At 50.7% G+C, this 22,401-nt stretch carries 15 protein-coding genes, 1 tRNA gene and 2 rRNA genes; 4 read left to right on the forward strand and 14 right to left on the reverse strand.

The genetic code is table 11. The features are described from left to right. The first annotated feature begins 15 nt into the window (after window positions 1–15). Together QXF64_05365 and QXF64_05370 are read left to right on the forward strand one after the other, a co-directional pair. Window positions 16–2,202: a CDC48 family AAA ATPase gene (locus tag QXF64_05365; protein ID MEM1689904.1), complete on the forward strand. Its 2,187-nt coding sequence runs from the start codon at window positions 16–18 to the stop codon at window positions 2,200–2,202. Window positions 2,203–2,262: 60 nt separating this feature from the next. Further along, a complete protein-coding gene (locus QXF64_05370) occupies window positions 2,263–2,571 on the forward strand; it encodes a PRC-barrel domain-containing protein (protein ID MEM1689905.1) in 309 nt (102 codons plus the stop codon). On the opposite strand, the gene QXF64_05375 is transcribed toward QXF64_05370, so the two are convergent. From QXF64_05375 to ileS, 7 genes are all read right to left on the reverse strand, one after another. Continuing rightward, window positions 2,557–3,246, reverse strand: coding sequence for a metallophosphoesterase family protein (locus tag QXF64_05375; protein MEM1689906.1), 690 nt, complete (start codon window positions 3,244–3,246; stop codon window positions 2,557–2,559). The genes QXF64_05370 and QXF64_05375 overlap by 15 nt on opposite strands. A gap of 24 nt (window positions 3,247–3,270) precedes the next feature. Continuing rightward, window positions 3,271–3,954 carry a phosphoglycolate phosphatase gene (locus tag QXF64_05380; protein MEM1689907.1) on the reverse strand — a complete coding sequence of 228 codons (684 nt, stop codon included), beginning with the start codon at window positions 3,952–3,954 and terminating at the stop codon, window positions 3,271–3,273. Then, on the reverse strand, window positions 3,951–4,901 hold the full coding sequence (radA, locus tag QXF64_05385) for a DNA repair and recombination protein RadA (protein MEM1689908.1): 951 nt from the start codon (window positions 4,899–4,901) through the stop codon (window positions 3,951–3,953). The genes QXF64_05380 and radA overlap by 4 nt, the downstream gene beginning before the upstream one ends. After that, window positions 4,898–6,931, reverse strand: a complete 2,034-nt coding sequence (locus tag QXF64_05390) for an OB-fold nucleic acid binding domain-containing protein (protein MEM1689909.1) — start codon at window positions 6,929–6,931, stop codon at window positions 4,898–4,900. The genes radA and QXF64_05390 overlap by 4 nt, the downstream gene beginning before the upstream one ends. A 67-nt stretch (window positions 6,932–6,998) precedes the next feature. Next, window positions 6,999–8,261: a hydroxymethylglutaryl-CoA reductase, degradative gene (locus QXF64_05395; GenBank protein MEM1689910.1), complete on the reverse strand. Its 1,263-nt coding sequence runs from the start codon at window positions 8,259–8,261 to the stop codon at window positions 6,999–7,001. A 65-nt stretch (window positions 8,262–8,326) separates the two neighbouring features. Further along, entirely contained in the window at window positions 8,327–9,106 is a 780-nt protein-coding gene (locus QXF64_05400) for a class II glutamine amidotransferase (GenBank protein MEM1689911.1), read from the reverse strand. Between the two features lie 223 nt (window positions 9,107–9,329). Next, window positions 9,330–12,251: an isoleucine--tRNA ligase gene (gene ileS / locus QXF64_05405; protein MEM1689912.1), complete on the reverse strand. Its 2,922-nt coding sequence runs from the start codon at window positions 12,249–12,251 to the stop codon at window positions 9,330–9,332. Window positions 12,252–12,323: 72 nt separating this feature from the next. Here ileS and QXF64_05410 point away from each other — a divergent pair, with 72 nt between their 5' ends. Further along, on the forward strand, window positions 12,324–13,289 hold the full coding sequence (locus QXF64_05410; protein ID MEM1689913.1) for a replication factor C small subunit: 966 nt from the start codon (window positions 12,324–12,326) through the stop codon (window positions 13,287–13,289). Window positions 13,290–13,362: 73 nt separating this feature from the next. Here QXF64_05410 and QXF64_05415 read toward each other — a convergent pair. The 5 genes from QXF64_05415 to QXF64_05435 all read right to left on the reverse strand — a co-directional run bounded on the left by QXF64_05415 (window position 13,363) and on the right by QXF64_05435 (window position 18,748). Next, a 23S ribosomal RNA gene (locus QXF64_05415) occupies window positions 13,363–16,400 on the reverse strand. A gap of 100 nt (window positions 16,401–16,500) precedes the next feature. Further along, window positions 16,501–16,573 (reverse strand) — tRNA-Ala (locus tag QXF64_05420). A 39-nt stretch (window positions 16,574–16,612) separates the two neighbouring features. Continuing rightward, window positions 16,613–18,105 (reverse strand): 16S ribosomal RNA (locus tag QXF64_05425). Together the 16S and 23S rRNA genes with 1 tRNA gene alongside form the textbook arrangement of a ribosomal RNA operon. A gap of 266 nt (window positions 18,106–18,371) precedes the next feature. Beyond that, window positions 18,372–18,548: a 4Fe-4S binding protein gene (locus QXF64_05430; GenBank protein MEM1689914.1), complete on the reverse strand. Its 177-nt coding sequence runs from the start codon at window positions 18,546–18,548 to the stop codon at window positions 18,372–18,374. A 2-nt stretch (window positions 18,549–18,550) separates the two neighbouring features. Then, complete coding sequence (locus QXF64_05435) at window positions 18,551–18,748, reverse strand: 30S ribosomal protein S17e (GenBank protein ID MEM1689915.1); 198 nt, start codon at window positions 18,746–18,748, stop codon at window positions 18,551–18,553. A 78-nt stretch (window positions 18,749–18,826) separates the two neighbouring features. Here QXF64_05435 and QXF64_05440 point away from each other — a divergent pair, with 78 nt between their 5' ends. Next, window positions 18,827–19,561, forward strand: coding sequence for a TatD family hydrolase (locus QXF64_05440; protein ID MEM1689916.1), 735 nt, complete (start codon window positions 18,827–18,829; stop codon window positions 19,559–19,561). Here the strand turns inward: QXF64_05440 and thiD are convergent. Beyond that, the gene (thiD, locus tag QXF64_05445; GenBank protein ID MEM1689917.1) at window positions 19,558–20,922 is read right to left on the reverse strand and encodes a bifunctional hydroxymethylpyrimidine kinase/phosphomethylpyrimidine kinase; all 1,365 of its coding nucleotides are present in this window, start codon (window positions 20,920–20,922) and stop codon (window positions 19,558–19,560) included. The two genes, QXF64_05440 and thiD, sit on opposite strands and share 4 nt — an antisense overlap. Continuing rightward, window positions 20,919–22,196, reverse strand: a complete 1,278-nt coding sequence (locus QXF64_05450; GenBank protein ID MEM1689918.1) for a tRNA (N(6)-L-threonylcarbamoyladenosine(37)-C(2))-methylthiotransferase — start codon at window positions 22,194–22,196, stop codon at window positions 20,919–20,921. Before QXF64_05450 ends, thiD begins: the two co-directional genes overlap by 4 nt. Between the last annotated feature and the right edge of the window lie 205 nt (window positions 22,197–22,401).

Below are 22,401 nucleotides of genomic sequence, written 5' to 3' on the forward strand. Positions count from 1 at the left end.
ATGGGGGAATAGAAAATGGAGGAAATTAAACTAACTGTGGCAGAGAGCAGATATCATTCTGACGTTGGAAGAGGTATCGCGCGTTTGCCTCCAGACATCATGGAAATGCTGAAAGTAAGGGAAGGCGATGCCATTGAAATTCGAGGAAGAAAAACCACTGGCGCTATAGTGCTGGAAAGTTACGAGGACGAGGGACTCAACATCATAAGAATAGACGGCTACACGAGAAAGAACGCCGAGGTCTCAATTGGTGAAAAAGTTGTTGTAACAAAAGCGGACGTGAAGGAGGCGAAATCTGTAGTGCTTGCCCCAGAAAAACCGCTTGGATATAAAGTGAGAGAAGACGAAATAAAACCACAACTCATAGGTCGCGTCGTGACTTCCGGGGATATGGTACTTTTAGTGTCCGCGATCCCCTCTTTCTTTTCCTTCAGTTTAGGTCCCATTGCCTTCACTGTCGTAAATACCTCGCCTGGCGGGATAGTCAAAATCTTAGATAACACAAAAATAATCACATTGAGCGAACCGAGTGGAGTCGTCAAGCCAGTAACCTATGAGGACATCGGTGGATTAAAAGAAGAGCTTGCACGAGTCCGCGAAATGATCGAACTCCCGCTCAAGCATCCGGAGCTTTTTGATAGACTCGGAATAGAACCGCCGAAAGGGGTTATCCTCTACGGGCCACCCGGAACTGGAAAAACTCTGATAGCCAGAGCGGTTGCGAACGAGGCTGGGGCCAATTTCTATGTCATAAACGGTCCTGAGATAATGAGCAAATACTATGGTGAAAGTGAGGCAAGATTGAGAGAAATTTTCGAAGAAGCCGAGAAAAACGCTCCTTCGATAATCTTCATTGATGAAATCGACTCTATTGCGCCGAAGAGAGAAGAAGTGACGGGAGAGGTTGAGAGAAGGGTCGTCGCCACTCTGAACACTCTGATGGACGGACTCAAGGCCAGAGGCAAAGTTATAGTCATCGGTGCCACAAACAGAATAAACGCACTCGATCCAGCGCTCAGGAGACCTGGAAGATTTGACCGGGAGATAGAAATAGGAATACCTGACAAAGAAGGTAGAAAAGAAATTTTGCAAATCCACACGAGAGGTATGCCTTTAGCGAAGGATGTCGATCTTGACTACTATGCGGAAATAACGTATGGATTTGTTGGTGCGGATTTGGCCGCTCTCTGCAGAGAAGCCGCAATGAACGCCCTGCGCCGAGTTCTGCCGGAGATCAATCTCGAGGAAAAAACAATTCCTTCCGAAGTTCTAGCAAAACTAGTTGTCACAAAAGAAGATTTTGATAACGCGTTAAAGATCGTTGAACCATCGGCACTGAGAGAAGTTTTGGTCGAGGTTCCAAATGTCAAATGGGAAGACATTGGAGGACTCGAAAAAGTCAAGCAAGAGCTGAAAGAAGCCGTCGAGTGGCCGTTGAAATATCCTGAGGCATTCAGAAAGATTGGCATAGAGCCACCAAAAGGGATACTTCTATATGGGCCACCCGGAACTGGAAAGACTTTACTAGCGAAGGCGGTAGCGACCGAGAGTGAGGCGAACTTCATCTCGGTCAAAGGACCGGAGCTCCTTTCAAAGTGGGTTGGCGAATCAGAGCGCGGAGTTAGGGAAGTCTTTAGGAAGGCGAAAATGGCTGCGCCCTGCGTAATTTTCTTCGACGAAATAGACTCTCTCGTTCCAAGAAGAGGCTCGGGCTTCGGAGACGCCCACGTCACGGAAAGAGTCATAAGCCAGTTGTTAACGGAGATGGATGGAATAGAAAAACTCGAAAACGTTGTTGTGATAGGTGCGACGAACAGACCAGATCTCGTCGATCCTGCCCTTTTGAGGCCTGGACGATTTGACCGCGTCATCTACGTTCCGCCGCCAGATTTCAGCGCACGATTGGAGATTCTGAAGATTCACACGAAAAAAATGTCATTAGCGGATGATGTAAACTTGGAGGAAATAGCGAGAAAAACGGAGGGATACTCTGGTGCCGATCTGGCAGCCGTCTGCAGGGAGGCTGGCATGCTGGTTCTCAGGGAAAACATAAAGGGAGATAAAGTTCATATGAAACACTTCGAGCAGGCGATGCAGATCGTCAGACCTTCGCTAACTCCGGAGATCATCAGAGCATATGAAACATTTCAGGATAGATATACGCGCAGAACTGCGGAAGAAGCAACGGGCATGCATTACTGACGTAACAGAACATTTCTGAAGGTTTATAAATAGTGTGTGTGATAAACGAATGGTGAGAGGTTGGCATACATACTTGCAAGCAAGCTCAGATCAATACCAGTGATATCTGACCGGGGACTCCAAGTTGGAAAGGTGATCGACCTTTCTTTTGATGAAACAAGCGGAAAGATAATTTCACTCATCGTTAAACCTGTAAGTAGCGAGGCCTTTACCAACTTTCCGAAAAACGAGGATGGGACCATCTCGCTTCCGTTTACCGCTGTTGTGTCAATAAAAGATTTCGTTGTCGTCAGCGAAAAAGTCATCGGAATTCACCTGATGAAAAGCACACCAGAAAAGCCCGAGTCCTCTTCCCTACCACCCGTATAGAAGCCTACTCGCAAGAGAGGACGGAAGCGATTCCTTCTTCATCAGAGAAATTTCTTCTTCTACGGGATACTTCACGCGCTTTATCTCCACGCGCGGATTCTCTCCTCTGAGATCGAGAACCGCAAATCCTGCGTTTGGATTTCTGTCTTTAGGATGACCGACGCTTCCCGGATTTATGACGAGTTTACCGAAAAACATCTTGAAGAATTGTAGATGTGTGTGACCAATGATCACGATGTCGGCGTCCACATCGGCTAATATTTTTGAAAGACTTTCATTTGGCATCTCGGGGGAGACTCTACCATAGAGAGCATCACTTGGGCTGCCGTGAACTACCATGATCTTGAAACCGCCAATCTTTGTCTCTATTTTCTTTGGCAAACCTCTCAAAAACTTCATCGTTTCGTCATCGAGCTTTGCTCTCGTCCATGCACATGCTGTTTTGAACTCTTCAGAAAGTCTTTCAAAAGAGCCTGTGATGACCGCTAAATCGCAGTCACCAAGCACGCAGGATATTTTTTTCCTTTTCACAAGTCTTACAACCTGCTTAGGCCTGACACACATGCCAACGAGATCTCCAGCACAAAAGATTTTCTCCACTCTGGGCATCTCTCTCATCACGGCACGGAAGGCTGAGAGATTTCCATGCACATCCGCGATCAGACCTATTCTCATCAACCAAAATCGTATCCAGAATCTTTAAAGTAAACCTGCGAGAATCGCCTCAATGACTTCGATGACACCGTCGCCATCTGGAGAATTCGTTACACCTGTGCATATTCGCTTCACATCATCAGGCGAATCGGCCACGGCGAAGCTCTTTCCAGCAGTTTTGAGAAGTTCGATGTCGTTCGGACCGTCGGCCACGGCAACTATCTCTTCCAAGGGAATTCCAAGTGATTCTGCGACAGCTCTCAAAGCGTTTCCCTTGTTGACATGTGGCTCTTTTATATGAATGGCAAACCCAGAATCAACAACAGCAAGATTGAACCCGTGCAAGATCAGAGTTTTTCGAACGTCTTCAACTGAAACCGTCCGCTCTATCGCTCCCCCGGCTAACCTGAAAGGAGAGCTCCTCGTTTCAACAACCCCAAGTTCCCTCTTCAAAACCTCAAGAGCTCTGTCAACCTCCTCTCGTCCCCCCAGCAATCTCATTTTCTTATTTATGAGCAAAACGCCCCCATCCTCGGCTATCAGCGGACCTGAAATTCCGATCATCGTTGCTACGGCATCCACAAACGGAAGAACGTTGCCACTCGCCAAGCAAATTTTGAGACCTCTTTCCTCAGCTTTTCTCATCGCCTCGGCTGCTCTAAGGTTCAGTTTTCTTTGCCTATCCGTTATCGTTCCATCTATGTCTAGGACGAGAAGTCTTGCCGTCACTCAGTGTCCCTTATTCCATCCTGCGTTATGGCAAAAACCACTTCTCTTTCTGGCAAACAGGGGCTATCGTATATCCTCGCTATCCTCTTTGGGTTCTTCGATTTTCTGAGGTATATCCTGGTAGTCGCGGCATGAGCTAGAATATGGCCACCCACTGGTTTGGTCGGGTCTCCAAAAAACATGCTCGGATCAGCCAAAACTTGATTCGTAACATAAACGGCGAGATCAAAGGAATCCGCCAAGTAGTGGAGATCCATTAGATGTCTGTTCAGCTTCTGTTGTCTCTCAGGCATTTTTTCTCTTCCATGATATTCCGCACGGAAAAGCGAGGTGACGGAATCAACTACAACAAGTTTTATGTTTTCCTTCTCCGCAAACTCCTCGATCTTTTTGACCATCACCATTTGCTGATCCGTGCTGTAAACCCTTGCCACCTTTATATTCTTGAGCACGCTCGTCGGATCCAGACCGACAGCGATCGCCATATCCCTTATCCTTTCCGGCCTGAAGGTGTTTTCAGTATCGATATAAACCGCTTTCCCCCCCAAACCGCCCATTTCGCGTGGAAGTTGAACATTAACGCAGAGCTGGTGAGCGAGCTGTGTTTTTCCGGATCCAAACTCACCAAATGCCTCCGTCACGGCCTGCGTCTCCACGCCACCTCCCAAAAGCTCGTCAAGCTTCTTGCTTCCAGTTGTTATCCATCCTATCTTTTCTCTCCTCCTGAGCATATCCTCCCCAGTCATAAAGTTGTCAAAGCCAAGCACCTCCCTCGCAGCGGATATTATCTTCCGAGCAGTCGCTTCTCCGATTTCCGCGACGGAGATCAGTTCATCGACGGAAACTGTTGCCAGAGAACGTACACTCGAAAAACCGGCTGTTCTGAGTTTTTCCGCTATTGCAGGCCCGATGCCGGGCAAATCTTCCAACTTGAGATTTTCCCTCATTTCTCTTCCACCTTAAACTCTTCCCTCATCATTTTTATCTTCTGGAGTAGCGCGTCCGCTTCCTTCGTCGGCTCAACTGGAATGATTTCCCTTGCTCGGATTTCCAGCATCCCTGAAAACACATCCTGCTTGAGAGTTCCCCGAACCACGATTTCTTTTCCTAACACCTTCTGCACCGCTTCATCCGGAGATTTCACAATTTCCTCCAAATTTGAGCCAACCAAACGCTCCACCAGCTCGCCGAAAGTGGCAACTCTTATCACACCGGAACCGTCGTCCAAAAGAAAACCTAGAACCGCTCTCGGCTTCGGTTCTACCACCCCACAGATTGGACAGAGGTTTCCTTCTTCGGAGGTAATCGTGCGAGAGCATCTCGGGCATACATTGAAATATGGTCGTCTCGTCAAAATCTGTGCGATTGTGCCTCTTACTTCCACCTTTTCCCCAGGTTGCTGGAGTTCAGATATTTTCTTTCTCTCTTCCACCGGTAGCGCCGCTTCAACAGAGATTCCTGGCGGGTTGATTTCCATCACAGTCGTTTCACTGGTCTGAATTTCCACACCGTTCTGGAAACCTGGCACGCTGTAAACGTCTATCAGCCTTATGACATCGTTGACTCTTATATCATTCACTCTCTCCGCCAACTCGCCCCAAAGAGAAACCCTGAGAGACCCAGAATCGTCGGCTATCCTGATTGAAGCCACCTTGCCAGTTGTTCCATCACTTCGCTGAAACTCTCTCACCGGCGAAACTTCTATAACTTTACCGACGACTTCTAAACATTCCATGTTCGGTTCCACTTCCGCGAGCTTCAATCTCACCGGTTTTATGTCTGCAACATCAACAGTGTTGATCTCTACCTTCGTTTCCTTTCCGACGTGGAGCTCTGGAAAGCCGCTTGGTCCAACCTTTGAATAAGCTTTTCTGACTAAAACCACGTCACCAACCTTGAGCGAATCTGATATCTTTACATTATCGTCCCAAAATGTCAATCTTATCGTTCCGGTCTCATCCGCTATAACAACACTCTGTATTTTTTTCAATGTGCCATCTTGCATTTTTACCTCGACCGGTCTCTGCTTCCTCTTTACTCTTCCAGCTATGTTCACGTAGGCCATTGGTCCGATCACGTCTTTTATTTTCAGTAAAGGTGGTGACACGCTCGCTAGCTTCTCACCTTCCGGCGGGTTTACTATAATTCTCGATCTCTCGTCGATACTCAGCTCTGGGGTTTTGAAAGCACCGGTTTTCACCAGAGCGTTCTCGATCCTTACCACATCCCCCGGATTGCGCTTCTCAACTTCGTCTACCATCAAACCCCAAGCAGAAACCCTCACAACGTTTTTTCCGTCCGTGATAAAGAAGGAAACTACCTTTCCCACACTTCCGTCTTCTCTCTCAAACATTCTCACATCTGTTTTAGAGATAATTTTCCCGACGACATCTACTTCCATTCCTTCTCTGAGCTCCGAAAGGCTTACAGGAGATTCTGGAACCCATGGAAGATTTTCAACATCGACATCGGGCGGGTCTAGCTCAAGCGATCCACCAAATCCGAGCGAGAGCTCTGGCTTTCCATCCATTCCCTGTCTGACGTAACCATTTCTCAACCTGAGTATCCTACCTCTTCTTATCTCACCATCGAGGAGAGCATTCGCCTTCTCTCCCCAAAGAACTAACCTTACCATTCCCGTTTCATCGGCCAAGAAAACGCTTCCGATTTGTCCGCGCCTTCCATCCGAATATTCAAATTCTTTAGGAGGCAACACTCTCATGATCCTTCCCACAACCTCAACTTTCGACATCCCTGGGAGAAGATCCGAAATCTTAAGCTGAACTGGAGCCGGGGTTGACAGCCTGAAGCTAAGACCGTATTCCCTTCCAACCAAAATCGCTGCTGCCTTCAAGTTTATTATTCCTATATTCTGCTTTGTCTTCCATATTCTATCCAAGACTTCTTCCCTAGTAAGCCCACTCCTTCTGACTATCTCATCAACTATCTCATCGAACTCCATCGGCTGTGGATCCATTATCCTCCCTCGATGAAAACTCCTCCCACGTAAGAAAAACCGATTTTGAAGAGGTGAAGGAATGTAATCATCCCTTCTTCAACTCCTCCAAGATTTCCTTTGCTCTATCTACCCTTATCTTCCTCTCCGCAACCATTCTCTCCGCAACGATATCCACGAGTTCCCCTTCTGCTCCAGCCATCATCGCTATGTTTCTCGCGTGGAGCTTCATGTGCCCTCTCTGTATACCTTCCGTCGCAAGAGCTCTCATAGCCGCAAGGTTATTCGCAAGTCCTACGGCCGCCATCACCTCTCCCAGTTCCCTCGCGCTTTTAACCCCAAGAATCTTTCTGCAGATTTTCGCCAAAGGATGAACTGCCGTTACTCCTCCGACTACGCCTACGGCGACGGGGAGCTCCACTTCTCCAAGCAAATCTCCATCGGAAGTTTTCGACCATCTCGAAAGAGGTCTATATCTCCCATCCATGGCAGCATAAGCGTGAGCTCCTGCCTCCAGCGCCCTAGTGTCGTTTGCCGTCGCCAGAGCAACCGCTATCACCCCATTCATTATTCCCTTGTTGTGTGTTACACATCTGAAGATATCTGAAACAGCGAAAGCGTACGCGTCAAGAATGGCCTCGACAACCTCCTCCCCACCGAGAGCCTCTTTAGCGAAGACCGCTTTGGCCCTTGCGAGTCTGTAGATGGCTAGATTTGAAACTATTCGAAGCCTCACCTTTCCACCTGTGATTTTTTCGAGAAGCGGAGCAACGGCCTCGCTCATCGTGTTTATAACATTTGCTCCCATCGCATCTCTCACGTCAACGAGAAGATGTACAACCACCATCGGACCTCTTTCTGTCTGTATTTCGCGGGCCTCAAGATCAACAGCTCCCCCTCCGAGTTTCACGAGAACGGGATCCTGCTCGTTGGCTTTCTTGAGAATCTCTTCCTTTGCCGCTCGGATGTCTGCGCAGGCCTTTTTCGGATCATTTACGTTTACAAGCTGAATCTGTCCGATCATGACGGGCTGGGTGCTTTCGGTGAAAAATCCCCCCCTCACTCTCGCCATTTTTGCAGCATTCGAAGCCGCGGCAACAACGGAGGGTTCCTCTATTGCCATCGGAACGAGATAATCTCTTCCATTTATTCTGAAGTTCGTGGCGATGCCTATCGGAAGAGGCATTATACCCACGACGTTCTCGATCATTCTGTTTGCTTGATCGAGTGGAAGAAGACCTTCCTTCAAAATTTCTACTTCTTCTTCTGTCAAATCGGCAAACTCTTTCACAATTTTCAGTCTTTCTTCCGGTGGCAGCTTGTAAAAACCAGGAAGTTCAGAAGTTTTCATCAAAGATAATTGCTTCAGTGCAGATTTATAAATTAACACACGGAAGTGCTGAATCGTTACATACATTATGGTGAAATTATCTGCGCTTCTCTCACACTTAAATCGGGCTCGATGATCAACATCTGGCCCAATTCTATTTTCTCCCATTTTTCTTTGGTTAACTTTTCTGAGCATACCAGCACGGCTTTCTCACCCTTTAATGATTTGCTCCGCAATAGTGCTTTAGTCTCATCCGATGTAAATTCAAACAAACCTGGCTCGGATGGGTCTCTTTTTAGGAAAAACAGCGAGTAATAATCCTCCGCATATTTTGAATATCTAAACGAGTAAAGGCGTTCTCCATCAGAGAGCAAAAAGTTCAATCCGCCGTAGCTTTTTTTCGCAACTTCCTCGATGGCTTTCTTTACTCCTTCTTCAAAATCTTCACTTTCTTCGATGCATTGCAAAATCCAGTAGAAATAAACCTCTGAATCGGTTTTCCCTTCTATTTCTCTTTTATATTCGGAATTTAAGAGCTGGAGCAAATATTCCCTATCACAAACCCCATTATGAGCAAACAGCCAGTTTTTATACGCAAAGGGATGCGAGTTTCTTTTCGATGGTGGAGCTCCCGATCCCTTTCTTACATGAGCAATAATGATATGCGACATGACTTCCCTGGATAGTTTGAGAGATTTCTCACTGCGCGCGCGTATTCCTTCTTTGAAAATTTTGGGATGACCGTTTTCATACCATCCAATTCCCCATCCGTCGGGATTACTCATTGAAAATTTCTCAACAAATTTTCCTAGCGAAAATTCGATATCCACGGGCTTGCTTGCTATTAATCCCAATAGTCTACACATTTTTCTTTCCATAAGCTGTTTCGGGCGGGAAATTTATAATTTCGCCTTGGCCTAGCGTGGGAATTCCACACCCGAGGTAATCGCGGTAATGTTATCCGAGATTATGTCGGAGACGCTATTGATCAACACAGAAATCGGCGAGAGATCGTGGATGTTATCTTCGGAGGTTGCAGATACTGAAACACATATTATTTATGTTAAGCTTTCAAAAAATGGATAAAACTCAAGAAATCTTCCTCAACAAAAGTCTGACCTTCACCCCGTTAACATCCCAGTCTCTCAAATAACCTTCTTCAGAAACTTCTCCAATCCTCGAGACCTTGAGATTTCTAATTCTAACTTCTCTCTTTATGTAGTCCTGCTGGGAAACTATCGAGGCAAACTCTCTCTCCTCATCAACACCCACCACCGCGTCCACTCTTTCCTCCATCCCGAGATTCATCTCCTTTCTCATCATCTGAAATCTTCTCACGATCTCTCTGGCGAAACCCTCAGCCTTAAGCTCTTCTGTTATCCGGATGTCCACCCCAACTCTGCCAACTTCGATTTTCTCAACAACAAGTCCCTCCGGGAATGGAATTTCTGGAGAAATCACCTCCAGTTCCTTACAGTTGACTTGTTTCTTTAGAATTTCCTCAAGCCCGGAGATATCAACTTCTGTCTGAACGACCACCTTCTTGACTGGCCACCTCAGCTTCAATCCATTCTCTTGCCTTATCTTCGCCACGGCATCGACAAACTTCCTTACGGTCTCCATCCCCTTCTCCAGCCTCTCGTCTATCAGTCGCTCGTCGACCGAAGGCCAAGAAAGCATGTGAACACTCGGAGGAGCTGAAGGAGAAACAGACCTAACGAGATCCGTATAGATAACTTCTACGATGTGTGGAACAAAGGGAGCGAGAAGCCTTACCAGAGTCTGAAGGGTATGATAAAGCACATAGTACATCGCTTCTTTTCCCGGATCTTCGCCTTCAATCCAAGCTCTTTCCCTCACGAGCCTGACATACCACCTGCTCAGGTCCTCGACGATGAAGTCGGAGATCCTTCTAGTGGCAACGTGGAGCTCGCACCTTTCCATTGCGGATGTTACATCCCTAACAAGAGCATTCAGCCTCGATAAGAGCCACTTGTCCTCAACCTGAAACTCAACCTTCCTCTTTCCCGGTTCAAACCTATCAAGAGACATGTAGGTCGTGGAAAAAACATGGACGTTCCAGAGGATGTTCAGCACTCTTTTCGCTTGCTCAACGCCCTTCCAGCTGAACTTGAGATCCTCCCAAGGCGGATTGACGGAAAGAACGTATAAACGCAGGGGGTCTGCCCCAAACTTCTCAAGCACTTCTTCTGGCTCTATAACGTTTCCCAGAGATTTCGACATCTTCCTACCGAACTCGTCAAGAACAAACCCGTGCATGAGAACTCTTCTGTAGGGAACATCGTCGAAAACCGCCACAGACAGAACCTGCTGGCTGTAGAACCACTTAGTCACCTGATCTTCTCCTTCAACTATGAAATCCCTTTTCCATCCATTCTCGCTTTCAGAAGCCCACGCAGCCACGCCCGAATCAAACCAAACGTCCAGAACATCCGGAATTCTCCTTGCTCTTCCCCCACACTCGCACTTCAGCTCAATCTTGTCAACAAAAGGCTTGTGAAGGTCTATTTCCGCGGAAATCTCGGAGGCCGCCCTCTTCTTCAGCTCTTCGATGCTACCGACGACTATCGTTCTTCCGCAGTTTCCGCAAATCCATATCGGAATTGGAATTCCCCAGTATCTCTGTCTGGAAATGCACCAGTCGCCTACGGATTCGACACCATTGACATACCTCATCTTCACCCAGGATGGAACCCATTCGACGCTCTCATTTTTCTCCAGAATTTCCTTTTTCAGATCTTTGACGAAGAGAAACCACTGCTCCGTCGCCCTGAATATAAGTGGAGTGTGACATCTCCAGCAGAGTGGGTAAGCGTGAACAATTCTGCCCTTTTTCATAAGAAGACCTTTTCTTTCCAAATCCCGCAGAATAACCTCATCCGCTTCCTTCACAAAAATTCCCGCATACTTTCCAGCTTCACTCGTGAATTTCCCGTCTGGGCCAACGGGACTGAAGATCGGAAGGCCGTATTCTTTTCCAATAACATAATCCTCCTCACCGTGACCAGGAGCGGTGTGAACGCATCCCGTTCCTTCCTCAAGCGTCACGTGGGGGCCGCATATAACACGATGGTGTTTCACAAACTCTTTCTGCCTCGGGACTTCCTCCAAAAGAGGATGCTCATACGGCAAACCCTCGAGCTCTTTTCCCCTCATCCTTTCCAAAATTTGATATTCTCCGAAACTCAATTCTGCTGCAACTCTATCTAGAAGCCCCTCCGCCAGAATGTAAACATTTTCACCAACCTTCACCTTCACGTAGTCAAAGTCGGGATGGACGCAAACCGCTAGGTCGGCCGGAAGCGTCCATGGTGTTGTGGTCCAGATGAGCAAATACTCATTCTTCCCTCCCTTCATTTTGAACCTGACGAAAATCGATGGATCTGAAACTTGCTCGTATTCTCCTCTCACCTCATGTTCAGCGAGCGCCGTTTCGCACCTCGGACACCAGTGAATAACTCTCACATCCTTTCCGATCAAGCCACGCTCATAAGCTTTCTTGAAAGTCCACCAAGCTTTCTCTATGTAGGCATTCTCAAGGGTCATGTATGGCTTATCCCAGTCCATCCAAACCCCGAGCCTCTTAAACTGCTCCGTCATTATTGAAACATGTTCAATTGCCCACTGCTTACATTTCTTAATGAACTCTTCAACCCCGATAACCGTCTCGATATCCTTCTTCGATTTTATCCCAAGGAGTTCCTCAACCTTTACTTCGATCGGAAGACCGTGACAGTCCCAGCCCGGCTGTCTTGTAACATCAAATCCTCTCATCGTCATAAACCTCAGAATCGCATCCTTGATGATTTTGTTCCACGCAGTTCCGAGGTGAATGGATCCACTCGCGTAAGGTGGTCCATCTAAGAAGTTCCAGACTTTCCCACCTTTTCTCGACTCCTTGATCTTGGCGTATATCCCGGCAGAACTCCACCACTCCTGTATTTCCTTTTCAAACCTTGCAAAGTCGTAGACCGCATGGGCTGGTTTCATGCTCACACCTTCCTAAACTCTTCTACCTAACAGTTTTAAGATTGAGCGTGATTGTTTTGAATAGGTGAAGTGATGGTCGGAGAGGAATTCGAAATCTGGGTTGAGAAGTACAGACCGAAGAAACTCGACGAAATAGTCGGACAGGATGAAGTTGTAGCCAGGTTGAAAACTTTCGTTGAAAAAAAGTCGATGCCCCATCTCCTTTTTGCCGGACCGGCCGGGACCGGAAAAACAACCGCTGCGCTCTGCATCGCCCGGGAGCTTTTTGGGGAAAACTGGAAACAGAACCTTCTTGAGCTAAACGCCAGCGATGAAAGAGGGATTGATACGATTAGAACAAAGGTGAAAGATTATGCGAGAACCCGCCCAATAGGTGACGTTCCCTTTAAGATCATCTTGCTAGACGAAAGCGATGCCCTCACACCAGATGCCCAGCATGCTCTAAGAAGAACAATGGAGATGTACACTCACACGTGTCGCTTCATCTTGGACTGCAACTACTCAAGCAGGATAATTGAACCAATCCAATCGAGATGCGCCGTTTTCAGGTTTAGAAGACTCACAGACGATGACATAAAGAAAATGCTCAAAAGAATAGAGAAAGCCGAAGGTTTGACGATTGACCCTAAAGCATATGACGCAATTGCCTACGCCGCACAGGGAGATATGAGAAAAGCGATAAACATACTGCAGGCTGCGGCCGCGCTCAAAAAGAAGGTCGATGAAAAGTCCGTCTATGCTGTCACATCGATGGCGGACCCGAAAGAAGTAAGGGAGATCTTGGACCTCGCTCTAGCCGGAAAATTCTCGGAGGCAAGAGAAAAGCTTCATGATCTGCTAATAGAATCCGGACTCGCCGGCGAAGATGTGCTCGAACAAATCCACAGACTAGTTTTCGATTTGGACATTCCAGAGGAGAGAAAGGTCGAGCTTGTTGATAAAATAGGAGAGTTTTCATTCAGGATCGTCCAAGGGGCGAACGAAGTCATCCAGCTTGAGGCCTTTCTCGCCCATCTCTCGTTAATGGGAAAGAGCTGATATCATAAATCGCGGATTTTTGCCGCTATCAACTGGAAAAAGAAAAAATGAGCCACGCACAGGAGAGTCCCGACCAATGGAAGCCTCGGGCGATTAGTACCGGTGGGCTGAGCGCCTCGCCGAAGCTTGGCGCGTACACCCCCGGCCTATCAACGGGGTCTTCTAGCCCCAGCCCGCGTCCGAGTCCTCCCTTTCGAGAGAACCCGGACTGGACGCCTATTTTCAGGGGCCGCTTCGGCCTTAGATGCTTTCAGGCCTTATCGGCTGGCGCGTAGCTACCCGGCCTGCCCTGTCGGACAGCCGGTTAACCAGAGGCGCCGGCACCCTGTTCCTCTCGTACTAGGGGTACCTTCCCCTCAGGCGTCCTGCACCCCCGGAAGATAGCATCCGACCTGTCTCGCGACGGTCTAAACCCATCTCACGTTCCCCTTTAACGGGCGAACAACCCTACCCTTGGCCGCTGCTGCACGGCCAGGATGGGAAGAGACGACAGCGAGGTAGCAAACCGCGGGGTCGATGGGGACTCTCGCCCGCGACCACTCTGTTATCCCCGGGGTACCTTTTCTGTCATCCGAGGCCCTCACCAAGAGGGACACTCGGGTTCGCTAGGCCCGGCTTTCGCCCCTGCGTCCCTTGGTAGTGAGGACGCAGTCAGGCCGGCTTTTGGCCTTGCCCTCTACGGCGGAGTTCTGACCCGCCTGAGCCGACCTTTGGGCTCCCTTGTTACCTTTTCGAGGGACTGCCGCCCCAGCGAAACTGCCCACCTGCCGCTGTCACCCCCTTGCGGGGGATTAGGAGCATGATCCCAGGAGGGCGGTGTTACATTGGCGCCTCCACCGGGCCCGAAGACCCGGCTTCGACGGCTCCCGCCTACGCTCTGCACCCAAGACCATACTCCAACGACAGGCTGCAGTAAAGGTCCACGGGGTCTTCGCTTCCCTCCGGGGGTCGCCGGCATGTTCGCCGGCCAGTGGGTTCGCCGGGTTCCGGACCGGGACAGTGGGGGGCTCGTTGATCCCTTCATGCAAGCCGCCAATTAAGCGGCAAGGTATTACGCTACCTTAAGAGGGTTATAGTTACCCCCGCCCCTTGGCGGCGCTTCGGCCGGTTGAACCCGGCTTTCACGTACCGCCGGTGGGCAGGATTCAGCTCCCGTACTCACCCTTTCGGGCTCGCGGGAACCTACGTTTTTATTAAACAGTCGGCCCCCCCTTGTCACTGCGACCTGCCCCTCGCGGGACAGGCACCCCTTCTACCGAAGCTACGGGGCTAACTTGCCGAATTCCCTGGCCCGGTGTGTCCCGACACGCCTTGGGCTTCTCACCCAGGGGCACCTGTGTCGGTTCTGGGTACGGTCACCCGGGGTTCCATTTCCCCCTCCCCTTTTCACGGGCTCCGGGGATCAGCCGAACCCACCTTTCGGCAGGCCATTCCCACCTTCGTCCGGTTCTCTCCATTACGGAACTCCCCGGACTTGAGTGGTTAGATGGAGCGACGGCTCCACTCGGCCTACCCCGAAGCGTCGAGGAGGAGGCTTGCGTTGCCGCAGGTACCCGGGTGGCTCCGGAATGTTAACCGGATTCCCTTTCGGGTGTGCCTGGTTGAGGACACCCTTAGGACCGGCTAACCCTAGGCTGACGACCATTGCCTAGGAACCCGAGCCCTTTCGGCGGCCGGGATTCTCACCCGGCTCTGCTGCTACTACCACCAGGATCTTCGTCCCCACGCGGTCCACCCGACCTCACGGCCGGGCTTCTCCCCACGCAGGGCGCCCCCCTACCGGATCAGCCTACTAAACTTCGGCTGCCCCGGGGTCTCGGTAACCGGCTTAGCCCCGTGAGTCTTCGGGGCCCCCTCCCTCGACGGGTCCGCTTTTACGCGTTGTTTAAAGGATGGCTGCTTCTGAGCCTACCTTCCCGCTGTCTGAGGGAGAGGACGCCCTTTCCGGTAACACTTAGCCGGTATTTAGGGACCTTAACCCCGGTCTGGGTTTTTCCCCTCTCGGAGCGGGAGCTTACCCCCCGCATCCCGTCTCCAGCGGTCTACGGTGCCGGTGACTTCGGAGTTCGACAGGAGGAGCGAGAGTTTCCTCCCGACATCCTCCAATCGGTGCTCTACATCACCGGCGACCTCGCGCTGGGCCTGACTGCGGCCAGCTTCGGGGGGAACCAGCTATCACCGGGTTTGATGGGTCTTTCGCCACTAGCCCAGGGTCATCCGACCGGATTGCACACCAAGACCGGTTCGGCCCTCCACCGAGCGTACGCTCGGCTTCAGCCTACCCCGGACTAGATCACCCGGTTTCGGGTCTTCTCGCCGTGACTCCGGGCGCTTTCACACCCAGTCCCTCACCTCCTCATCGGAGGCTGCGGACCTTTCGCTTTCGCTCCGGCTCCGGAGATCTAACCTCCTTAGCCTCGCCACGACGAGAAACTCCCTGGCCCGTGATTCCAGACGGACGGCACGACCCCGATCACTCTCCCTCGTACTACCGCCTCGCGACGGGTTCCTTTGGGAGAGCTCACTTCTTTCGAGCCGTGCCCTGCAATCCCCGGCTGGTTTCAGGCTCTTTTCACCCCCCTTCCGGGGTTCTTTTCAGCTTTCCCTCGCGGTACTGCGTCCGCTATCGGACTCGGGACGTATTTAGGGTTGGGAGTTGGTGCCTCCCAGCTTCGGACGCCATTTCCAAGGCGCCCTACTCAGGATTCTCTCCCTCTTACCCTGCCCAGTTACGCCTACGGGGCTTTCACCCTCTATGGCGCGGCATTCCAGCCGACTTCGGCTTCCCGGGCGAGGGATTGGGGAGAGTCCTGCAACTCCACATCCCCAGTGGATTTCTCCACCAGGTTCGGTTTGCCCTCTGCCCTTTTCACTCGCCGTTACTCAGGGCATCGCTATTGCTTTCTTTTCCTCCCGGTACTCCGATGTTTCGTTTCCCGGGGTTCCCGCTCGCTGCCGCGAGCGCCGGAGTATTGCTCCGGCAGGAAGTCCCATTCGGCGATCCCGGGATCAACGGCTGCATGCGCCTACCCCGGGCGTTTCGCCGCTTGCCACGACCTTCTTCGGCGCCCGAGCCAAGCCATCCCCCAGCCGGGTTCTATGCTCTCCACTGGCCGGGAGCTTCACCTGTGCGTGGCATCATCTTGCGTTTTGAACGCAATTCGCCATCAGCACAGAGAGCTCGCACTCTCCATGCCTCATCTTCCAGATGTGGACCCGGCGGGACTCGAACCCGCGACCTCCGGCTTGCAAAGCCGGCGCTCTACCAGCTGAGCTACAGGCCCTCCGAGGGTTCGGTAACCCCCTCAAAGGAGAGGAAACTCAGGAGGTGATCGAGCCGCAGGTTCCCCTACGGCTACCTTGTTACGACTTAGCCCCCCTCGCGAAGCCCAAGTTCGATCCGCCCAACAAGAGCGGACCTCACTTGGACCTCACTCGGGTGGCTTGACGGGCGGTGTGTGCAAGGAGCAGGGACATATTCACCGCGGGGTAGTGACCCGCGATTACTACGGATTCCATCTTCACGAGGGCGAGTTGCAGCCCTCGATCCGAACTGAGGGCGGGTTTGGGGATTGGCTCCCCCTTACGGGGTCGCAACCCATTGTCCCGCCCATTGTGTCCCGCGTGTGGCCCAGGGGATTCGGGGCATACTGACCTACCGTCGCCCGCTCCTTCCTCTGGCTTAGCGCCAGCGGTCCCCCCAGAGTGCCCGGCCTCCCGCCGATGGCAACTGGGGGCGCGGGTCTCGCTCGTTGCCTGACTTGACAGGACGCCTCACGGTACGAGCTGACGACGGCCATGCACCACCTCTCGGCTAGTCCGGCAGGGTCTTTAGCCAGGCCTTCATCCAGCCGTCGCCCCTGGTAAGGTGTGTGGCGTTGAATCCAATTGAACCGCAGGACCCACCCGTTGTGGTGCTCCCCCGCCAATTCGTTTAAGTTTCAGCCTTGCGGCCGTACTTCCCAGGCGGCGGGCTTAACGGCTTCCCTCCGGCACCGAGTGTCCTCGAAGGAACACCCAGCACCTGGCCCGCATCCTTTACTGCTGGGACTACGGGGGTATCTAATCCCCTTTGCTCCCCCAGCCTTCGCCCCTCACCGTCGGGTCCGTTGTCGCTAGGCGCCTTCGCCACCGGTGGTCCCCCGGGGATTACAGGATTTCACCCCTACCCCCGGAGTACCCCTAGCGTCCCCCGGCCCCTAGGTCAGCAGTATCTCCCGCGCGCCGACCAGTCGACTGGTCGATTTCACGGGAGACTTGCTGACCCGGCTACGAGCGCTTTAGGCCCAATAAACGCGGCCACCACTCGGGCTGCGGGTATTACCGCGGCGGCTGGCACCCGACTTACCCAGCCCTTATTCCGGGAGCTTTTTACACTCCCGAAAAGCCGCCGACCCGAAGGCCAGCGGCACTGGGGATCCCTTCGTCAGGCTTTCGCCCATTGCGAAAGTTTCGCGCCTGCTGCGCCCCGTAGGGCCTGGGCCCTTGTCTCAGTGCCCATCTCCGGGCTCCTGCTCTCACAGCCCGTACCCGTCGTAGGCTTGGTGGTCCGTTACACCACCAACTACCTGATAGGCCGCCGTCCCATCCTAGGGCCCGCGCGGTTTTACCCGCCGGTTTTGGGCAAAGGGGCATTCCAGCACCCTTTGCCTATCGGGGATTATCCTCAGTTTCCCGAGGTTATCCCCGTCCCTAGGGTAGGTTGACGACGTGTTACTGAGCCGTGCGCAGGGCCACCCCTTTGCGGAGGCGCCCACTACTCGCATGGCTTAGTCGGATCCCCATAGCAGTGGCCTCCGGCACGATCAACCGGTGTTGGCCTGCAAGGCCTTTGGCGGGAGAATACCACTCCTTTTCAGGGGTCACCGAACCTATCTCGGACCCGAGCGTCCAGCTGCCTGGTTTGTTCGGGCCCACATCTCTGGCAAGTCCACACCAAGAGAGCAATCCCTCACTGCTGGACGATTGTCCAAAGCTCCGGATTGACGCCCCACCGCGCGGTGTGGACCAATTTAAACCTAAGTACTCTTTGACTTTTAAGTTTTACGCGATATTTAAAGCTCTAGAGCCATTTCTAAAAGATCACGGAAATGAAATGGCTCCCTTAGGACAGGCTGCCTCACATGCCCTGCACTCTAAACAATCTTCTGGTCTTGCCACATCCGCTTTCTCATTAATTATGTCAAAGACATTTGCCGGACAAACTTCTGCGCACCTTCCACAACCATCACATTTTTTTACATCGACTTCTGGCGGCAAAACTAATCACCTCCTTTTTGCTGTTGAATGAGCGTGCTTATATATCCTGCTATTCGGTTGCGGATGGGTTTTCCAAGATGCGGAAGGAGTTCGTCCACGATTTTTTTGTTTTGCTCAAAGTCTGTTCCGAATTTTTCCGGATATTTTTGTAGGAGTTCCCTCGCCGCCCTCTTTATGAACGTCGTTCTCACACGCCCCATCTGGTCACCTCCAATTGATTGGATGCTCTGCATTTTAACCTTAATCTTTCGGAGAACTAGGATTTTGGGGATGAATGTATGAGGCTGGTGGATTGCCACGCACACCTCGCGGAGTTGTTAAATCTAGACCAAGAGCTTGAGAAAGCTAAAGAAGTCGGCGTGCGGGCTATCGTAGCGGTTGGAACAGATAAAACTTCTAATGAAATCGTGAGACGGATTTCCGAAAAGTATCAAGGATATGTATTTCCAGCTTTGGGGCTTCATCCGTGGAATCTGGGCAACGATATTGAGAAAGAAGTTCGATCGATCGAAAAACACATCGAAGAATGCATCGCGCTTGGTGAGGTCGGATTGGATTTCAAATATCAGACACCGAGAGAACTGCAGACTAAGGCTTTTTCTCTAATACTCGATCTGGCCAGTCGCTACGATAAACCAATCATAGTACACTCGAGATGGGCGTGGCGTGAAGCTTTTGAAATGGTAAGGGATGTTGGAATCAAGAGAGCGGTTTTCCACTGGTATAGCGGTCCGCTTGACGTCATGCGAGAAATTTTGGCTGAGGGATATTATATTTCGGCAACTCCGGCCGTTGAGTTCAGTGAAGCGCACAAGAGAGCGATTAGAGAAACTCCTCTGGAGAGGTTACTGCTTGAGACGGATTCTCCTGTGAAGTATCGTGGGGTCCCATCGGGTCCACAAGATATCACAAAAACGCTTGAAGGTGTGGCGCGGCTCAAGGAGGTGGAAAAAGCCAAAGTCGCAGAAATCACAACAGAAAATGCCACTGAATTCTTTAATATTAAGCTTTAGCTCTCAGAATTTCGCGCTTGCTGAGACAAAACTTTTTTGTAATTCTTTGAGATAAGAATAGCTATCTCGGCAACCTCTAGTGGAGATGACCCGAGAATGCGCACCATCGGCTCTTTTCCAATTCCTCCTTCGTCGTAAATTATTCTTGGAACTCGTCCTGTTTTCCTCGCTACCTCTTCGACTCCCCAGATCATCGTTTTCACACCACGAGGTTCCCTGCGCCTCTCAAAAGAACCTATAGACAGTCCGATCTTTCTGCAGATTCTCAGAACATCTTTAGAGAATTTTACGTTTATTCCTGCTCTAATCGAAGGGTCTAGTCTGTGAGCCGCGAGAACTAAATTCGCAACGTGCTCGGAACCTCCAATCTCCGGGAAACCTGTCACCCTCGGTTTGCCAGAAACCTTCACTATTCTGCCGCTCAGTCCAACCGAACCGCTTCTATCTTTTGCGCCTAGGATCACCCCCGCGATGTTCACACCAACCTCGGGAATCAATTCGGCAAAAGATGGTTCACTCTCCAAAAGCTTGGCCGCAGCCCATACTTCGCGCATGAGTTTTCCTATTTCCGCCTCGATGACAAGTTTAGCGGTCGGGTTTACGGGTTTCACACCTTTTCCGACGTCGAGCGAGTTTTCTATCGCCACACGTATGAATTCTCTTGCAGATTTCGCAGCATCGATTAGAGATTTTCCCTTTGCAAGCTCCGCGGTGATTGCAGCTGAAAACGAACATCCCGCTCCGTGAAATCCTCCAGCAGGCATTCTCGGTCCTGCAATCTTCTCGATCCGAGTGCGCGTCACCAGAACATCCACAACGTTTTTCGTCTTGAGGTGTCCCCCTTTGACAAGTACGGCCTTGGCACCCAGTCCCAATATCTTTCTCGCCGCTCTCTCAACGTCCTTGAGATTTCTTATCCTCACACCGGAGAGTACCTCTGCCTCCATGATGTTTGGGGTCACGAGTTCTGCTTGAGACACGAGCTGCTTTAGTTCGTTCGAAGCCTCTTCTCTCAGAAGAGAATGACCGGTCGTTGAGATCATAACTGGATCTACGACTAATTTTAGATCGTGCTCTTTTGTCCTCCGCCTCACCAAACGGATTGTAGCCGGGCTGTAAAGCATTCCAGTTTTCGCCCAACTAACTTCAAAGTCGGAAAGAACTGCTTTCAATTGCGCATCTACGAAATCAGTTGGAACCTCAAGAATTTCATGAACACCGAGCGTGTTCTGAGCAGTCAAAGCTGTTATCACGGAAAGACCATGCACTCCTAAACTCGCAAACGTCTTGAGATCTGCCTGTATTCCAGCTCCACCACCAGAGTCTGAACCAGCAATCGTCAGCGCACACGGAATTTTCATCTTATCACCTCTCCGATAACGTAAGTAGGTCTAGCTTCGATAATCCTTGCTCGAAGAAATTCTCCGAGCTTTGCATCTCTCAAAAGAACCTGTCGATAACTCGCGTCGCGCAAGATATAACCAGATTTCTCGCCCCTCTCAACAACAAAACCATCCACCTCTCTCCCTACGACCTTCAGATTGTTCTCCATTCCTATCTGCATACAGAGGCTGTGAAGTTCCTTGGATCTTTTGCAGATTTCCCGTCCGTCAACCTGCTTCATCTTCGCCGCTTCCGTTCCAGGCATTGGAGAGAATTTCGAAATATTCACCTTGTCCGGCCTTGTACGCATTATCAGCTTCTTTGTGTTCTCAAATTCCTGTTCGCCCTCTCCGGGAAAGCCAACGATTATGTCGGTGGAGAGGATTAGATCTGGGATCTCTCTCCTGAACCTATCGACGATTCGCAAAAAATCGTCAACTGTATAGTTCCTTCTCATCTTTCTTAGCATCTCATCGTCGCCGCTTTGAACCGGCAGATGGAGAAATTTATAAATTTTCTCGAGCTTGAAGGCTTCGACGAGATCGCCAAGCATGGGTAAAACATTAGCAGGGTTCATCATCCCAACTCTTATGCGGAAATTTCCTGGGATGAGATTCAGCTCTTCTAGAAGCCTCGGAAGACTTTCGCGGGTGTCCAGACCGTAGGCAGCCACATCCTGCGCGGTGAGTAATATTTCTCTATAGCCTTTTGCTACAAGATTTTTAGCCTCTTCTAGAATTGACTTCATGCGGAAACTTCTGAGCTTCCCTCTCGCAAATTTCACGGCACAATATGAGCAGTTTGAAACACAACCTTCGGCTATTTGGATAGCTGCGCTTATTGGGCTCATCCGTTTCTTCGGCATGAGTGGCTTCTCCGCCGGGCTCGAGATCTTTCTGATAATGTCGGACATTCCTTCTGAAAGTTGCCTGAGGACTTCTGGGAGATCTGAAATAGATTTACATGAAATTATGGCATCCGGCTTACCCGCTTTGAGAACCGCTTTCTCATCGATTAACGGAAGACAGCCGGCAACGATCAGTTTCGAGCAGTTACGCTCGCTCAACAGCTTTATTCTGTGAAGCATGCGCCTATAGGTCGTTCCCTTGACCGCACATGTATTCAAGATAATCACATCGGCTTGTGAAAGGTCATTCACTATCTCATGTCCACTACTTTCGGCTAGGCCCAGCATTATCTCTGCATCCACCTTGTTGGCCGTGCATCCGTATGTCTCACAATAGATCCGCATGTGCACCATTGAAAAATTCTTTTACCCGGTGCTAAATCTTATCGTTACCCAGATTTCTTTTGCTCGGGAATAAGTCGCTTAGGCCGAAACTCTCACGTAGAATGTGTTCGTGTAGTCTCCTGGAACTGCGTCGGCAGGTATGTCGAGTCTCCACTGAATCTGCTTCTGAACATCTTCACCGTAGGAGACATTGCTCCAGACTGCT

The sequence above is a fragment of the Candidatus Hadarchaeales archaeon genome, from assembly GCA_038823825.1.
Classification (GTDB): Archaea; Hadarchaeota; Hadarchaeia; order Hadarchaeales; family Hadarchaeaceae; genus JAVZGN01.

Bases quoted from the DNA above. Each gene is read 5' to 3' on its own strand.
- QXF64_05365 (MEM1689904.1), top strand. From the start codon at position 16: ATGGAGGAAATTAAACTAACTGTGGCAGAGAGCAGATATCATTCTGAC.
- QXF64_05375 (MEM1689906.1), bottom strand. From the start codon at position 3,246: ATGAGAATAGGTCTGATCGCGGATGTGCATGGAAATCTCTCAGCCTTC.
- radA (MEM1689908.1), bottom strand. From the start codon at position 4,901: ATGAGGGAAAATCTCAAGTTGGAAGATTTGCCCGGCATCGGGCCTGCA.
- QXF64_05390 (MEM1689909.1), bottom strand. From the start codon at position 6,931: ATGGATCCACAGCCGATGGAGTTCGATGAGATAGTTGATGAGATAGTC.
- QXF64_05395 (MEM1689910.1), bottom strand. From the start codon at position 8,261: ATGAAAACTTCTGAACTTCCTGGTTTTTACAAGCTGCCACCGGAAGAA.
- QXF64_05400 (MEM1689911.1), bottom strand. From the start codon at position 9,106: ATGTGTAGACTATTGGGATTAATAGCAAGCAAGCCCGTGGATATCGAA.
- ileS (MEM1689912.1), bottom strand. From the start codon at position 12,251: ATGAAACCAGCCCATGCGGTCTACGACTTTGCAAGGTTTGAAAAGGAA.
- QXF64_05410 (MEM1689913.1), top strand. From the start codon at position 12,324: ATGGTCGGAGAGGAATTCGAAATCTGGGTTGAGAAGTACAGACCGAAG.
- QXF64_05435 (MEM1689915.1), bottom strand. From the start codon at position 18,748: ATGGGGCGTGTGAGAACGACGTTCATAAAGAGGGCGGCGAGGGAACTC.
- QXF64_05440 (MEM1689916.1), top strand. From the start codon at position 18,827: ATGAGGCTGGTGGATTGCCACGCACACCTCGCGGAGTTGTTAAATCTA.
- thiD (MEM1689917.1), bottom strand. From the start codon at position 20,922: ATGAAAATTCCGTGTGCGCTGACGATTGCTGGTTCAGACTCTGGTGGT.
- QXF64_05450 (MEM1689918.1), bottom strand. From the start codon at position 22,196: ATGCGGATCTATTGTGAGACATACGGATGCACGGCCAACAAGGTGGAT.